Source organism: Macrococcus hajekii, from assembly GCF_004359505.1.
Classification (GTDB): domain Bacteria; phylum Bacillota; class Bacilli; order Staphylococcales; family Staphylococcaceae; genus Macrococcus; species Macrococcus hajekii.
In genome coordinates this window covers 598,101-613,163 of record NZ_SCWE01000001.1, presented here as the reverse complement: position 1 = coordinate 613,163, position 15,063 = coordinate 598,101, and the positions used below count along the sequence as shown (strand labels likewise).

Sequence of the window (15,063 nt, the reverse complement as noted above, 5' to 3'; positions counted from 1 at the left end):
ATAACGAAAAACACTAGGGGAGCTTATGCTGAGACTGGATGATTCCTAAACCCTTTTGACCTGAACCGGGTAATGCCGGCGGAGGGAAGTGTCCTTGGCACAATCCTTCTGTAGGATTGTGTTTTTTTAATAGGAGGAAATAAGTGATGAAAAAGTTGTTGGTTGGAGCAAGTTGTTTACTACTGCTCGCTGGATGCAGTGAGCAAGGTCCGAAGAAAGATACGGCTGAAAAAAGTGACTCTAAAGAACTTAAAAAAGTTACATTGATGCTCGACTGGACGCCTAATACGAACCATACGGGCATCTATGTGGCGAAAGATAAAGGCTATTTTAAGCAACATGGTCTTGATGTCACAATTAAAACGCCTGGTGATGTGACAGCGGATCAGCTTGTTGCTGCGAATAAAGTTCAGTTTGGTATCAGCGCCCAGGAACAGCTGACACAAGCTCGTACTGAAGGCACACCCTTAAAGTCCATCGGTGCGATTCTCCAGCACAATACGAGCGGCTTTATGAGTTTAGCAGACAAAAATATAAAGTCCCCTAAAGATTATGCTGGTAAAACTTATGGGGGCTGGGGTGCGCCAATCGAAGAACCAATCATCCATACACTGATGGAAAAAGATGGTGCTGCACAGCAAGATGTTAAGGTTGTCAATATGGGCAACACTGATTTCTTCACAGCTTCAAAAAAGAATATTGACTTTGCGTGGGTATACTATGGCTGGACAGGAATAGAGGCTGAAACACGTGGTGAGAAAGTCAATATGCAGTATTTAGTCGACTATGATAAAAATCTGGACTATTACACGCCGATCATTATTGCGAATGAAAAATACATCAAATCCGATAAAGCGACTGTCGATGCATTTATGGCAGCTGTACAACAAGGCTATAATGATGCGATTAAAGACCCGAAAGCAAGCGCGGATATCTTGATGAAAGATGTGCCTGAACTAAAAGACCAAAAAGAACTTGTTTATAAAAGTCAGGACTATCTTAAGGATAAATACCAGGATGACGCTAAAGTATGGGGGCAGCAGGATGCAGCCATCTGGCAGAATTATGCTGACTTCATGAAGAAGCACGGTGTCATCAAGACAGATTTTAAGGCAGAGGATGCCTTTACCAATGAATTTGTGGAGGGGAACTAATGGCTGATACATTAATGAGTATTCAAATTATACCGAAAACACCAAACGGGGAAGATGTCATTCCGTATGTGGATGCCGCGATAGCAGTGATTGATGCATCAGGATTACCTTACTATGTGTCTCCCTTAGAAACGACGATTGAAGGCAATATGTCCGAATTGCTACCACTCATTGAAAAGATGAACAAGGAAATGATGAAGAGAGGCGTAACGAGTGTCATCTCTCAAGTCAAGTTTTATCATGCTGAACATGCATCAATGGATAAACTGACTCACAAATATCGATGAAATACTATTTAAAATTTGGATTGTTTTTAGCTGTATTATTATTAATCTGGGAGCTGTCAGTAAAAATATGGCAGGTCGACGCCTATACATTACCTGCCCCAAGCAGGATTTTTATGCAGTTCTTCACAGGATATAATGAATATAAGGTACATTTACTGCCGACCATTTTACTTGTAGTGGAAGGTCTAGTGATGTCTGTGATTGTCGGTATTGCAGTAGCAGTCATCTTACATTTGATTCCAGTACTTGAGCCTTTTATTTATCCGCTGCTTGTCATCAGTCAAAATATTCCTGTGATTGTAGTGGCACCTTTACTTGTGATCTGGTTTGGTTTTGGATTATTGCCGAAGCTGATTGTCATAACGCTTGTCTGCTTCTTTCCAGTGACAGTCAGTCTGCTTGAAGGATTGAAATCTGGTGATAAAGACTTGAAAAAATATATGCTGATTTCAGGGGCGAACAGAAGTCAGTTGTTCGCCAAGCTTGAATGGCCAAGTAGTCTGCCTTATTTGTTTAATGGCCTCAAGATTGCAGGGACATACTCAGTTATGGGTGCTATTATATCTGAGTGGCTCGGAAGTGATAAAGGGCTCGGAAAATACATGATATTATCACAACGTGCCTTTCAAGTGGATAAGGTATTTGTTGCAATTATCTGGATAGTCATTTTTGCGCTCTTAATATTTGCGGTGATCCGTCTGCTGGAGAAAGTGATGGTGAGGTGGAAACATGACTAAACTGGAACTCAAAAATATCAGGCATTCATTCGGAAGTAACAGTGTGCTGAATGCTATTAACTTAACACTCAGCGAAGGAGAATTCATTACAATACTGGGTCCTTCCGGCAGTGGTAAGTCGACGCTGTTCAATATCATCGGAGGATTGCTGATTCCGACGAGCGGTAGTGTGCTGCTGGAGGGACAGGATATAACAGGTTCAAAAGGGCATGTCGCTTATATGCCTCAAAGCCCGTCACTGATGCCTTGGCGCACTGTAGATGAGAATATTCAGCTCGGACGCGAGATTAAAGGTCAAGTTGATCGCGCTCGGATGGATGATTTGCTGCAGAGAAGCGGGTTTGCAGATATTAAAGATCAGTATCCGGACAGTTTAAGTGGAGGTATGAAACAACGCGTTTCATTTCTGAGGGCCCTCAATACACCGGGTGAATTAATGCTGCTTGATGAACCGTTTTCAGCATTGGATGAGATTACGCGTATAGATATGCAGCGCTGGCTGAAAGAAATACTCGAGGTAGAGAAACGGACCATTCTGATGATTACGCATAGTATAGATGAGGCCATTAAGTTATCAGATAAAATTGTGGTATTGGAAGGCAAGCCGGCGACCATCCACCAGGCAATTGATGTCAGATATATAAGTGAAACTGCGGAAATCACGCTTAAACAGCAGTTACTTGAATTGTTACGGTAAAACAGTACCTTTGAATAAGGTGCTGTTTTATTGTTTTCTGCTCAGAAATGGTGGAAAGTTGAGCAGCAACACGAGTCACTCTCATAATTTGTCTGAATAGTATGTCGTCTTCCTGGAAGCGCGATTTTTCTCGAAGTACTTTTGCAGGGCGCGTTGAATAGTTGAACGATGGACAGTTGGAAAGAATAGCTGAATATCATGTATAGGAAGAAGAGACCCTTCAATACATCAATGTGATATACAGTGATTTGATGAATGATAATAATAATCATACTGTACATCGCCTTTATAGGACAACTAAAGATAAATAGCCCCATGGTACACCCATCTAAAGCTGCAACAAGTGAATTATAATATAAAAAAATAGAAGTCATTCATTAAGAATGTCTTCTATTTTCTCTCCATGCTTTAAATGCACTAAAGATAGCTGGTAATACAGAAACTAAAATAATAAGAATCAGTACAATTTCAAAGTTATCTTTAACAACTGGGATATTGCCGAAGAAGTAGCCGAGTCCTAAACAAATGGCTACCCATAAAAAGGCACCGATTATATTGTAGAGGATAAAATAACTGTAATGCATGCGGCTGGCGCCTGCCACGAATGGAATAAATGTTCGAATGAAAGGCATGAAACGTGCCATTACAATCGTTTTACCGCCATATTTATTAAAGAAGTGAGTGGCTTTAATCATGTGTTCTTCCTTGATGAAACGACCGAACTTCGGATGTTTAGTAACGCCGAGTCCAACTGCTTTACCGATATGGTAGTTAAGGGTATCACCGATAACCGCTGCGACAAAACAGACGACAAACAGTATCCATATATTAAGTGCACCTTGAGGCGCAAGGGCGGCGGCGGCGAATAACATGGAATCGCCAGGTAAGAATGGCATCATGACGAGGCCTGTTTCGACAAAAATAATCAAAAATAAAATACCGTATGTCAATGTTCCGTACTGACTGACAAGATGGATTAAATGCTCGTCGATATGCAGGATAAAATCGATAAGCTGAGAAATAAGATTCATAATAGGCTCCTAACTATTGGGTTAACTCTACCATTATACGGGGGAAAATAAATATAGGCAAACGATTCAATAGCATCTTATAAAACGTTTATGGCATAATTAATATAATTCGGAATGCGAAGGAAAGGAGTCCTGTTATGAAGACAGTCATTAAGTTTACAAAACCTTATATTGGACTTATGATTATCGCCATTATACTAATGTTATCTGAGCTTTTTGTAGATATGTATGCACCTATCCTGATGAAAAATATTATTGATAATGGCATTCTTAAAAACGATACAGGTTATATTCAGCTTTATTTACTTATTATGCTGGCGCTCAGTGCCATGGCATTTGTAGCAGGAATATTGAATTCATTTATATCATCCCATGTGTGTCATATGTTTTCTTATGACATTCGGAATGCGCTATTTAGAAAGATCCAGGGCTTTTCACTGAAAACACTCAGCAGATTTAAAACTTCCAGTCTGATCACACGTTTGACCAGTGATGTCATTGCCAACGAAATGGTGTTATTCATGAGCTTGAGAATTATGCTAAAGGCACCTCTATCGGTTATTGGCAGCATTATCATGAGTTTTATTGTCGCACCTGATATAGCGCTCTACCTCATTATGGGTACTCCTCTTCTCGCTTTATTTCTTTTTTTCACTGCAAGAGCAGGTATGAAAATTTTTCTTATTATTCAGCAGCGGACAGATGGTCTTAATCGTTTTATTCAGCAGAATTTAGAAGGTGTCCGACTCATTAAGTCAACATTGAACGGTCCATATGAAACTGAGAAATTTGACGATGTCGCTTCGCCCATCAGAGTCGATACTGTACGTGCGTTACGTCTGATGGAAAGTATTATGCCTGTATTATTATTGATTATGAACGGATCACTGCTGCTCGTCATCTGGTTCGGCAGTGATTTAATCCAGGTGAATACACTGGAGGTCGGTTCGCTTGTCGCAGTGATTAACTATGCTCTGCGAATGCAGGGCGGTTTCTCTATGTTTGCATTTATCATTATTGCATTCTCACGCGCCAAGTCGAGTGCGGACCGTATCAGTGAAGTTCTGTTAGCACCTGCTGATGAAGTAGTTTTAAATGATGACAGCCATCACAGTTATCACTCAAATACAGTTGAGTTCAGAAATGTGACGTTTAAATACCCGACTGGACAGCAAAACGTACTTGAAGATATCTCGTTTAAAGTAAACGTTGGCGAAAAGTTCGTCATTATGGGACAGACGGGGTCAGGAAAATCAGCATTGTTATCACTGATTCCGCGCATGTACGAAGTTTCAGCCGGACAAATTTTAGTCAATCAGCAGGATGTGCGTGACTGGGATATTAAGGCACTCCGTGATTTTATAGGATATGTTCCGCAGAAAACTACGCTTTTCACAGGTTCGATTATTGATAATGTCCGCTGGGGTGATAGTGCTGCTACATCTGAGGAAGTGTTCAATGCTACACAGATTGCTCAGATTCATGATTCAATCATGAATTTTGATGATGATTACGCCACTAAAGTCGGACAGCAAGGCGTTAATCTATCTGGGGGACAGAAGCAGCGGCTGGCTATTGCGAGGGCATTGATTAAAAAGCCAGGTATTCTGATATTGGATGATAGTACATCGGCACTGGATATCCATACAGAGAATCGATTATTTGATTCACTGAAAGAACTCGATATGACACGTATTATTGTGACTCAAAAAATTCATACTGCTAAGACTGCTGACCATATATTGCTGCTGGAAGCAGGACATATCGTCGCACTTGGCACACATGAGGAACTGATGAATTCAAGTCAGCTTTACCGTGATATTGCCGACAGTCAGGGGGAAGCACATGATTAAACAAGTCTTTACACATCAACCGATTCTCAAAAAAGAAGATATTGGACGTAAAAAAGATAAAAAACGTGCAGAGAACTGGAAAGATACAGTCAGGCGAATCTGGTGGCTGATGGAACATCGGAAATGGCTTGTTCTCATCGTCATCCTTCTCGTTATTATGACTTCTCTGCTTGGTCTAATAGGCCCTTATATCATCGGGCACATTATCGACCATAATATTATGACAAAAGAATTTGATTCTTTAGGTCAGAAGTTACTGCTTCTTATTGCTGTTTTTACAGCTCTCTCACTGCTGACTTATGTGTCAGCCTACATGATGGTAGGTATTGCGCAGGAAACGGTGTATAAACTGCGCATGCAGCTCTTCAGTCATATGCAGAAGCTGCCGATCCGCTTCTTTGATGAACGTCAGCACGGAGAAATTATGAGTCGCATGACCAATGACATTGAAAATATGTCAAAAGTTCTAAACTCTTCATTTATACAATTTACTTCAAGTATTGTGACATTGCTCGGTACAGTCATTGTAATGTTGACGCTCAGTCCGTTGCTGACACTTCTGACGATGGTGATTATTCCTGTTATGTTTTTAGCGACACGATGGATTACGAACAGGACAGGTCCTCTTTATAAAATGAGACAACAGGCATTAGGAGAGATGAATGCCTATATTGAAGAAATTATATCAGGACAGTCAGTTGTTAAAGTATTCTCTCAGGAAAATGCAGTCATCGATGGATTTGAGGACAAGAATAGAGCTGTAAGAGAACGAGGCTTCTGGTCTATCAGTTATTCAGGCTTTATTCCTAAAGTGATGAATGGTCTGAACAACGTCTCCTTTGCGATTGTCATTGGGATTGGCGGTCTGCTCGCTTTAAATGGCCAAGGTGTAACAGTTGGGACCATTGTTATATTTGCTGAATATGCCAGACAATTCACACGTCCTCTGTCAGACCTTGCCAATCAGTTTAATGAAGTTTTATCAGCATTAGCAGGAGCGGAGCGTGTATTCTCTATTATTGATGAAAAAGAGGAACCTGAACTTCGATTGCAGCAGCACACTGATAAGATTATAGGAGACATCGCCTTTAAGGATGTGACGTTTAAATATAATGATAACCAGCAGAATAACGTCATCCATCATATATCTTTTAACCTGCCTGCCGGAGAATCTCTGGCATTAGTAGGCGCAACAGGAGCAGGGAAGACAACGATTATTCAGCTATTGAACCGTTTCTATGATATAACGGGCGGCAGCATTGAAATAGATGGAAGACTGATAACCGACATTCCACGGGATTTTCTGAGAAGACAGATTGCCTACGTCCTGCAGGATCCAGTCCTTTTTGACGGTACGATAAGAGATAATATCAAATACGGAGATCATACTGCTTCAGATGATAAGATCATCCAGGCAGCTAAGAATGCTAATGCCCACGATTTCATAATGCGATTGCAGGATGGATACGATACCCTCATTTCCGGGGAAGAATCGCAGTTATCTCAAGGTGAAAAACAACTGCTATCCATTGCCCGCGCACTTGTACAGGATCCTGTGATATTACTGCTGGATGAGGCAACAAGTTCGATTGATACTGTAACAGAAATGAAGCTGCAGGAAGCCATTGACCGACTGATGGCAGGACGGACTAGTATTATCATCGCTCACCGTCTGAACACTGTCAAAAAAGCGGATAAAGTCGTCGTTCTCGCACAAGGTGAAATAATAGAACAAGGTTACCAGCAGGAACTGTTAAAGCAGAACGGACTCTATAGTCAGATGGTTCATTCATCAGCAGGTGACTTTGATGAGTTGCTGGACTGATAAAACCTTTGAAAATGTCTGCTATAAGTAATATACTAAATAGATGATTAATGAGCAGAGAGGGTTATTAAATGAATGAAGAAAGCAGAATCCTAGGCGCTCAAGCGAAGACTGAGAAACAGCCTGAGAAGGATTACAGCAAATATTTTGAGCATGTCTATCAGCCGCCAAGCTTGAAAGAGGCAAAAAAACGGGGTAAAGAAGAGGTCAGCTATCATAATGACTTTAAAATAGAAGAAAAATATCAGGGACTCGGTAAAGGTCGTAAATATTATATTAGAACATACGGCTGTCAGATGAATGAGCATGATACTGAAGTAATGGCAGGTATATTCGAAGCACTGGACTATACAGCGACGAACGAGGTCAACGATGCAGATGTTATTCTCCTCAATACATGTGCGATTCGTGAGAACGCTGAGAATAAGGTATTCGGCGAAATTGGTAATCTGAAGCATTTAAAACTCGAGAAACCAGACGTACTGATTGGTGTCTGTGGCTGTATGAGTCAGGAAGAATCAGTGGTGAATAAAATACTGAAATCCTATCAGAATGTCGATATGATTTTTGGTACACATAATATTCATCGTCTGCCAGCCATCTTAGAAGAAGCGTACATGTCTAAAGCTATGGTCGTTGAGGTCTGGTCAAAAGAAGGTGATGTCATTGAGAACCTGCCTAAGTCACGCTTAGGCGAGACGAAAGCATGGGTTAATATTATGTACGGCTGTGATAAATTCTGTACATACTGCATCGTTCCGTTTACACGCGGTAAGGAACGTAGTCGAATGCCGGAAGAAATCATCGCAGAAGTGCGTGACCTTGCGAGAAGAGGGTACATGGAAATCTGTCTCCTCGGCCAGAACGTAAATGCTTATGGCAAGGACTTAGATATCGGTTATGGCTTAGGTGATTTGATGGCAGATATTCAGAAGATTGATATCCCACGTGTCCGTTTTATGACGAGTCATCCATGGGACTTCGATGATCGACTGATTGAAGTGCTGGCGCAGGGCGGTAATATCGTGCCTCATATCCATTTACCTGTTCAATCAGGTAACAACGAAGTGTTAAAAATTATGGGCCGTAAATATACGCGTGAGAGTTATATCGAATTAGTATCAAAAATTCGTGCGAAAATGCCTGACGTTGCACTAACGACAGATATTATCGTCGGCTATCCGAATGAATCAGAGGAGCAGTTCCAGGATACGCTTGATTTATATGAGCAGGTAGGTTTTGAGCATGCTTATACATACCTGTATTCTCCGCGTGAAGGAACACCTGCTGCTAAGATGAAGGATAATGTACCGATGCGTGACAAGAAAGATCGGCTGCAGCGACTGAATAAAGTGGTTGAACAGCAGACTGAAGAGACATTAACGAAGTATTTAGGTCAGGAAGTCATGGTTTTATGTGAAGGTCCTTCTAAGAAAAATGAAGAGATTCTCGCAGGTTATACTGATAAAAATAAGCTGGTCAACTTCAAGGCACCACGCGAGGCGATCGGTCAGTTAGTCAGAGTCAAAGTAACTGAAACAATGCGCTATTCTATGAATGGTGAATTTATTGAAATATTAGACCGAGTAGGAGTGACGAAATAATGTATACAAATGACCAGATTTTAGAACATGCAAAAGAACTGGGCCGTATGATGGCAGAGACGGATGCAGTAGACTTCTTCAAACGTGCAGAAGCACAGATTCATGAAAATCAGACAGTCCGTGAAAAGATGGCTTCATTAAAGTCCCTTCAGAAGCAGGCTGTTAACTTCGAGCAATATGGTAAAGAGAAAGCGCTTCTGATGACAGAAGAAAAAATAGCAAAAGTAGAAGCGGAACTGGATGAAATGCCGTTAGTGGATCAATTCAAAGAGGCACAAGGTGAAGTGAATTCATTACTACAGATGGTTTCACATGCCATCAGTCAGACTGTTACAGATGAAATTATCGTCTCAACAGGTGGTGACTTGTTAAAAGGTGAGACAGGCGCACAAATTGAGCACGGCGCACCTGGTTGTCAATAAATAAAAAAGTCGGTTCCCTAGGAGAATCGACTTTTTTTAACAAGGAGATCTATAATGAAAAATAATCAGACCCGCAAGTTAACATTTACAGCGATATTAACTGCAATGAATGTCGTGCTAAGTCAATTTATCTCTATTCCGCTCGGTCCTATTAAAGCATTTCCGATGCAGCATTTTATTAATGTGCTATGTGCGGTCATAGTGGGACCCTGGTACGGTCTGGCACAGGCTTTTTTAACATCTGTCATCAGATTGCTGATGGGTACTGCAACACCGTTCGCATTTCCTGGCAGTATGATAGGTGTACTGTTAGCAGGTTTTTTATATAAGCGCTACAAATCTATCGGAGTTGCTGCGCTTGGAGAAGTGATAGGTACTGGACTGATCGGCAGTCTGATGACCATTCCATTAATTTATGCCATGAATCTGGATATCAGCAAATTCTATGTCATTGTACCGCTTTTTATTGTCAGTACACTTATTGGCAGTCTGATTGCTTACGTTCTATTAATCGCTCTTAAAAAAAGAAATCTATTGAAATAAAGGAATGATGATATGAAACCGACACCGATGATGGCACAGTATCTGGATATTAAAGCTCAGCATGAAGATTGTATTCTCTTCTTCAGACTGGGTGACTTCTATGAGATGTTCTACGATGATGCGGTCACTGCTGCGCGTGAACTCGAAATCACACTTACAAGGCGCGACAAAAACAATCCTATACCTATGTGCGGCGTGCCATATCATTCAGCAAAAGGCTATATAGAAAAGCTGATTGACAAAGGATTTAAAGTGGCGATTTGTGAGCAGATGGAGAATCCGCGTGAAGTCAAGGGGATGGTGAAGCGTGAAGTCGTTCAGATTATCACGCCGGGTACTGTCATGGACGGTTCTCTTGATGAAACCTCAAACAATTACTTGATGGCGATGACCCGTGAACGTGACTTCCATATTGCTTATGCTGATATTTCAACGGGCGAACTTAAAGTGACGCAGTGTACAGAAGAGATTCTATACAATGAACTGGCTAGTATTAAACCGAGTGAAATTATTGTAGATGTCGAGCTGGAACCTGCATTACTCGAAAAAATTCAGCAGATTACAAACGTAATCTCAGTCCATGAAGCGACTCGTGATGATATACCGAAACAGGCAGAAGAGCTGGCGGCTGCATCAAAACAGACTGTAAGATTATTATTTGATTATGTCACAGCGACTCAGAAACGTGATTTGACCCATATTGAAAATGCAGTCTATTATCATGCAGTTGATTATATGCGGCTTGATATGTATGCTAAACGCAACCTTGAGTTAACGGAAAGCATTCGATTAAAAACGAAAAAGGGAACGTTGCTGTCTATTTTCAATGAAACGAAAACACCGATGGGTCACCGTCTGCAGAAAGAATGGATTGAACGACCGCTGATCAAACTTGAAGATATTAAAAGAAGACATGAACAGGTTGAACTGCTGAATGATCATTTTTTTGAGAGAGCTTCTCTTAGAGAACGACTTGCAGATGTTTATGATATTGAACGTCTTGTAGGACGTGTCAGTTTCGGTAATGCAAATGCCAAAGATTTAATTCAGCTCAAATATTCAATTGAACAGTTACCTGCCATCAATGACATTCTGTTGACAATAGGTATGACCGCAGTACCTGTAGAAGAGGTATTATCACTTGTAGAACTACTGGCAGGATTAGAAGAGCCTGCACCTATATCCATTAAAGACGGTGGTTTGTTCAAGATGGGCTATGATACACAGCTCGATGAATACCGTGATGCCTCTAAAAATGGTAAGGCATGGCTGAATGAGATGCAGCAGTCTGAACGTACACGCACCGGTATTCGTTCTTTAAAGGTCTCCTTTAATAAAGTGTTCGGTTATTATATTGAAATATCTAAAGCGAATCTGCATCAATTTGATGCGGAGCAGTTCGGTTATGTGCGCAAGCAGACCTTAACGAATGCTGAGCGATTTATCACCGAGGATTTAAAAGAGAAAGAAGCACTAATTCTGGGTGCAGAAGAGAAAATGATTGATCTTGAATATCGCTTATTTATGGAACTGAGAGAACGAGTGAAAGCATATACAATCCCTCTTAAATTAATTGCCAGACGTTTAGCCGAACTCGACTGCCTGCAAAATTTCAGCCAGGTAGCGACACAGAACGCTTATATCAGACCGACATTCACTCAAAGGACGCTTGCATTAACCGACTCCAGACATCCGGTCGTTGAACAGGTCATGTCAAAAGAAGAGTATGTACCGAACGACTGCCGTCTTGATGAAACACAATATATTGACTTGATTACAGGACCTAATATGTCAGGTAAAAGTACGTATATGCGACAAGTAGCATTGATCAGTATTATGGCTCAGATGGGCTCATATGTACCTTGTCAAGCTGCGGAACTGCCTGTCTTTGATCAGATTTTCACGCGTATTGGTGCGGCGGATGATCTCGTCTCAGGTCAGAGTACTTTTATGGTGGAGATGCTGGAGGCACGAAATGCGCTTAAAAATGCGACGCAGGATAGCCTGATTATCTTTGATGAGATCGGGCGCGGGACTTCAACTTATGACGGACTTAGTCTGGCGCAGGCGATGATTGAATATGTTCATGATCATATTAAGGCCAAGACATTATTTTCGACGCATTATCATGAATTAGTCGAGCTTGAAAATGAATTATCCGGGCTTGAGAATGTTCACGTCGCAGCTAAGGAATATAACGGTGAACTGATTTTTCTTCATAAAATTATGCCAGGTGCTGTGGAGAATAGTTATGGTATACATGTTGCTAAACTGGCACAATTGCCGCCAGAAGTCATAGAAAGAGCTAACAAGATTCTGCAGCAGTTTGAGAATACGCCAAAACAGACTTATGAAGTGAAAGAACAACCACAGCAAATCAATGAGACACCGCAGCTATCATTTGATTTATTTAGCAGTGGTATAGAAGATGAACTTAAACAGTTGGATATTGCACGTATGACACCGATTGAGGCATTACTTAAGCTTCAATCACTCCAAGATCAATTGAAGTAGGTGAAATAATGGGTCAAATACAGGAACTTGATATCCAATTGGCGAATAAGATTGCAGCAGGTGAAGTAGTTGAAAGACCCGCCTCTGTTGTCAAAGAGCTCGTTGAGAATGCAATTGATGCCGGTGCTGACACTATAACGGTTAAAGTCAGAGAAGCGGGACTTCAGTCTATCGCGGTATCGGATAACGGCAGTGGAATTCAGGAAGAAGATATTCCACTGGCATTCGGGCGGCATGCGACAAGCAAGATTCATACAAATCATGATCTCTTCCACATTCGTACCCTTGGATTCAGAGGTGAGGCCCTTGCCAGTATCACGTCGGTCAGTCGGGTGACGCTCAAGACGTGCGCAGATAATACGGTCGGTCATATGGTCAAGGTGGAGAATAGTGAGATTATCGAAGAATCACTGACTCGAGCTAAAAAAGGGACTGAAATCATTGTTGAAGACCTTTTTTATAACACACCGGCACGTCTGAAGTATGTAAAGAGTCTGCATACCGAACTCGGGAAGATTACGGACATTATGAATCGGTTTGCAATGAGTCACAGTCATATCCGCTTCACACTGCAATCAGAAGATAAGACGGTACTGCAGACTTCAGGTAATGGCAAGTTAAATGAAGTGATGGCTCAAGTCTATGGCTTGACTATTGCTAGAGATCTAGTAGCCATATCCGGTGAGACTGGTGACTATAAAGTGACGGGTCGCGTTGCGAGACCTGAGCATACGAGAGCTAATAGACATTATATGTCACTTTTTATCAATGGTCGCTATATCAAAAACTTTATGCTGACCAAAGCTATTATTGCCGGTTATCATACATTGCTGCCTATTGGACGCTATCCAGTAGTAGCGATAGATATTACGATGGATCCTGGTTTAGTTGATGTCAATGTGCATCCGACTAAACAGGAAGTCAGATTATCAAAAGAACCTGAATTGATGACTTTAATTACAAACCTGATTAAAGAAGCACTTCTCGGTGAGAGTCTTATTCCGGAAATGACTGTACCGAAACAGAATAAAGTGCTTGAGAAGTTTGAACAGCAGCGCTTTATATATGAACAGACCCGACCGGTGGAAGTGACGGAAATTAAAGAGGAAGCAGTAATTGAAGAACCGGCAGTCAGCCATGAACAGCTCGCAGTTAATCATGAACCTGCTGATGAAGATAGGGAAGAAATCAAAGAGTCTGCTATTGTCACTTTTAATGAGGAACAGTCTATCTCAGAGCAGCCTGAACAACCAGTAAAAGAAAGACGACTGCCTTATATGGAAGTCGTCGGGCAAGTGCACGGCACCTATATCATTGCACAGAATGATGAAGGGATGTTTATGATTGACCAGCATGCTGCGCAGGAAAGAATCAAATATGAATATTTCAGGGAACGTATGGGCGAGGTGGAACATCATGTGCAGTCACTTCTTGTGCCGATTACGCTCAATTTCACTAAAGATGAAGCGCTGCGCATCGAGAAACATCGAGATGATTTAGCTGAAGTAGGTCTCGAACTGGAAAGTTTCGGCGGTAGTGATTATATCGTCCAGGCAGTACCTACCTGGTTCCCGGGAGATGCGGAGGAGACCATTAAAGATATAGTGGAATACTGCCTTCAGCATCAAAAAGTTGATTTAAATAAGTTCAGAGAAGATACAGCGATTATGATGAGCTGTAAAAAGTCGATTAAAGCGAACCACTATCTACGTAAGGAAGATATGAGTCGTCTATTAGAAGAACTGGCACATACGAGTGAACCTTTCACATGTCCACATGGCCGGCCAATTACCATTAAATATACGACTTATGAGCTTGAAAAAATGTTTAAGAGGGTGATGTAAATGATATTACCAGCATTAAAAGATTTTAAGGATATTGAGAAATTCAGTCAGACACCTTATAAGCAGTGTGTCATCCTGGATACACATATCGGACATTTATCCAATGTTCTATCGCTGCTTAAAGATAAACAAGTCTTTATTCATATTGACTTGATTAAAGGCCTGTCTACTGAAGATGCAGCGGTTGAATATATCATTCAGAAATATAAGCCGTACGGCATCATCTCAACGAAGCAGAAGACCATCAATAAGGCTAAGCAGTTAGGTGTTAAGACAATTTTACGTGTCTTTATCATCGACTCAAGTGCACTCGCACGGAGCATTTCTATTATTGAACAGACAGAAGCGGATTACATCGAAGTATTACCGGGTATAGCATCTAAAGTGATTAAAGAAGTGCGTAAAAAGACGGATAAACGGATTATAGCGGGCGGCTTGATTGATACGCCGGATGAAGTCGCACTGGCATTAGCTGATGGGGCTTACGCAGTGACAACAAGTAATTGTCATTTATGGTCAGGTGTTGAACGTGATATTTGACAGCGGTTTCAT

Annotated in this window: 13 protein-coding genes and 1 riboswitch; of the genes, 12 read left to right on the top strand and 1 reads right to left on the bottom strand. The window is 41.3% G+C overall.

The window, feature by feature from the left end; all coding sequences use genetic code 11:
• Positions 1-5 precede the first annotated feature (5 nt).
• Positions 6-104, top strand: a riboswitch (TPP riboswitch).
• 42 nt (positions 105-146) lie between these two features.
• The 4 genes from ERX37_RS03335 to ERX37_RS03320 all read left to right on the top strand — a co-directional run bounded on the left by ERX37_RS03335 (position 147) and on the right by ERX37_RS03320 (position 2,875).
• A complete protein-coding gene (locus ERX37_RS03335; protein WP_133429219.1) occupies positions 147-1,154 on the top strand; it encodes an ABC transporter substrate-binding protein in 1,008 nt (335 codons plus the stop codon).
• Positions 1,154-1,441 (top strand): thiamine-binding protein, encoded by a 288-nt coding sequence (locus tag ERX37_RS03330; RefSeq protein ID WP_133429218.1) that lies wholly within the window; start codon positions 1,154-1,156, stop codon positions 1,439-1,441. The genes ERX37_RS03335 and ERX37_RS03330 overlap by 1 nt, the downstream gene beginning before the upstream one ends.
• Positions 1,442-1,554: 113 nt before the next feature.
• On the top strand, positions 1,555-2,178 hold the full coding sequence (locus ERX37_RS03325) for an ABC transporter permease (protein WP_341777434.1): 624 nt from the start codon (positions 1,555-1,557) through the stop codon (positions 2,176-2,178).
• A complete protein-coding gene (locus tag ERX37_RS03320; RefSeq protein ID WP_133429216.1) occupies positions 2,171-2,875 on the top strand; it encodes an ABC transporter ATP-binding protein in 705 nt (234 codons plus the stop codon). The genes ERX37_RS03325 and ERX37_RS03320 overlap by 8 nt, the downstream gene beginning before the upstream one ends.
• A 377-nt stretch (positions 2,876-3,252) precedes the next feature.
• Here ERX37_RS03320 and ERX37_RS03315 read toward each other — a convergent pair whose 3' ends face one another.
• Complete coding sequence (locus ERX37_RS03315) at positions 3,253-3,906, bottom strand: VTT domain-containing protein (RefSeq protein WP_133429215.1); 654 nt, start codon at positions 3,904-3,906, stop codon at positions 3,253-3,255.
• A gap of 137 nt (positions 3,907-4,043) precedes the next feature.
• Between ERX37_RS03315 and ERX37_RS03310 the strand changes: the two genes are divergently transcribed.
• From ERX37_RS03310 to ERX37_RS03275, 8 genes are all read left to right on the top strand, one after another.
• Positions 4,044-5,759 carry an ABC transporter ATP-binding protein gene (locus ERX37_RS03310; protein ID WP_133429214.1) on the top strand — a complete coding sequence of 572 codons (1,716 nt, stop codon included), beginning with the start codon at positions 4,044-4,046 and terminating at the stop codon, positions 5,757-5,759.
• Positions 5,752-7,584 (top strand): ABC transporter ATP-binding protein, encoded by a 1,833-nt coding sequence (locus tag ERX37_RS03305; protein ID WP_133429213.1) that lies wholly within the window; start codon positions 5,752-5,754, stop codon positions 7,582-7,584. Before ERX37_RS03310 ends, ERX37_RS03305 begins: the two co-directional genes overlap by 8 nt.
• A 71-nt stretch (positions 7,585-7,655) precedes the next feature.
• The gene (gene miaB / locus ERX37_RS03300; RefSeq protein WP_133429212.1) at positions 7,656-9,188 is read left to right on the top strand and encodes a tRNA (N6-isopentenyl adenosine(37)-C2)-methylthiotransferase MiaB; all 1,533 of its coding nucleotides are present in this window, start codon (positions 7,656-7,658) and stop codon (positions 9,186-9,188) included.
• Positions 9,188-9,610: a YlbF/YmcA family competence regulator gene (locus ERX37_RS03295; protein WP_133429211.1), complete on the top strand. Its 423-nt coding sequence runs from the start codon at positions 9,188-9,190 to the stop codon at positions 9,608-9,610. The genes miaB and ERX37_RS03295 overlap by 1 nt, the downstream gene beginning before the upstream one ends.
• 54 nt (positions 9,611-9,664) lie before the next feature.
• Positions 9,665-10,153: an energy coupling factor transporter S component ThiW gene (gene thiW / locus ERX37_RS03290; RefSeq protein WP_133429210.1), complete on the top strand. Its 489-nt coding sequence runs from the start codon at positions 9,665-9,667 to the stop codon at positions 10,151-10,153.
• Between the two features lie 12 nt (positions 10,154-10,165).
• On the top strand, positions 10,166-12,667 hold the full coding sequence (gene mutS / locus ERX37_RS03285; protein ID WP_133429209.1) for a DNA mismatch repair protein MutS: 2,502 nt from the start codon (positions 10,166-10,168) through the stop codon (positions 12,665-12,667).
• Between the two features lie 8 nt (positions 12,668-12,675).
• Positions 12,676-14,511, top strand: a complete 1,836-nt coding sequence (gene mutL / locus ERX37_RS03280) for a DNA mismatch repair endonuclease MutL (protein ID WP_133429208.1) — start codon at positions 12,676-12,678, stop codon at positions 14,509-14,511.
• Complete coding sequence (locus tag ERX37_RS03275) at positions 14,512-15,051, top strand: glycerol-3-phosphate responsive antiterminator (RefSeq protein WP_133429207.1); 540 nt, start codon at positions 14,512-14,514, stop codon at positions 15,049-15,051.
• The last annotated feature ends 12 nt before the right edge of the window (positions 15,052-15,063 follow it).

Coding starts and splice junctions, on each gene's coding strand:
- ERX37_RS03305 (WP_133429213.1), top strand. CDS start 5,752: ATGATTAAACAAGTCTTTACACATCAACCGATTCTCAAAAAAGAAGAT.
- miaB (WP_133429212.1), top strand. CDS start 7,656: ATGAATGAAGAAAGCAGAATCCTAGGCGCTCAAGCGAAGACTGAGAAA.
- mutL (WP_133429208.1), top strand. CDS start 12,676: ATGGGTCAAATACAGGAACTTGATATCCAATTGGCGAATAAGATTGCA.
- ERX37_RS03320 (WP_133429216.1), top strand. CDS start 2,171: ATGACTAAACTGGAACTCAAAAATATCAGGCATTCATTCGGAAGTAAC.
- ERX37_RS03325 (WP_341777434.1), top strand. CDS start 1,555: ATGCAGTTCTTCACAGGATATAATGAATATAAGGTACATTTACTGCCG.
- thiW (WP_133429210.1), top strand. CDS start 9,665: ATGAAAAATAATCAGACCCGCAAGTTAACATTTACAGCGATATTAACT.
- ERX37_RS03330 (WP_133429218.1), top strand. CDS start 1,154: ATGGCTGATACATTAATGAGTATTCAAATTATACCGAAAACACCAAAC.
- ERX37_RS03275 (WP_133429207.1), top strand. CDS start 14,512: ATGATATTACCAGCATTAAAAGATTTTAAGGATATTGAGAAATTCAGT.
- ERX37_RS03335 (WP_133429219.1), top strand. CDS start 147: ATGAAAAAGTTGTTGGTTGGAGCAAGTTGTTTACTACTGCTCGCTGGA.
- ERX37_RS03315 (WP_133429215.1), bottom strand. CDS start 3,906: ATGAATCTTATTTCTCAGCTTATCGATTTTATCCTGCATATCGACGAG.
- ERX37_RS03295 (WP_133429211.1), top strand. CDS start 9,188: ATGTATACAAATGACCAGATTTTAGAACATGCAAAAGAACTGGGCCGT.
- mutS (WP_133429209.1), top strand. CDS start 10,166: ATGAAACCGACACCGATGATGGCACAGTATCTGGATATTAAAGCTCAG.
- ERX37_RS03310 (WP_133429214.1), top strand. CDS start 4,044: ATGAAGACAGTCATTAAGTTTACAAAACCTTATATTGGACTTATGATT.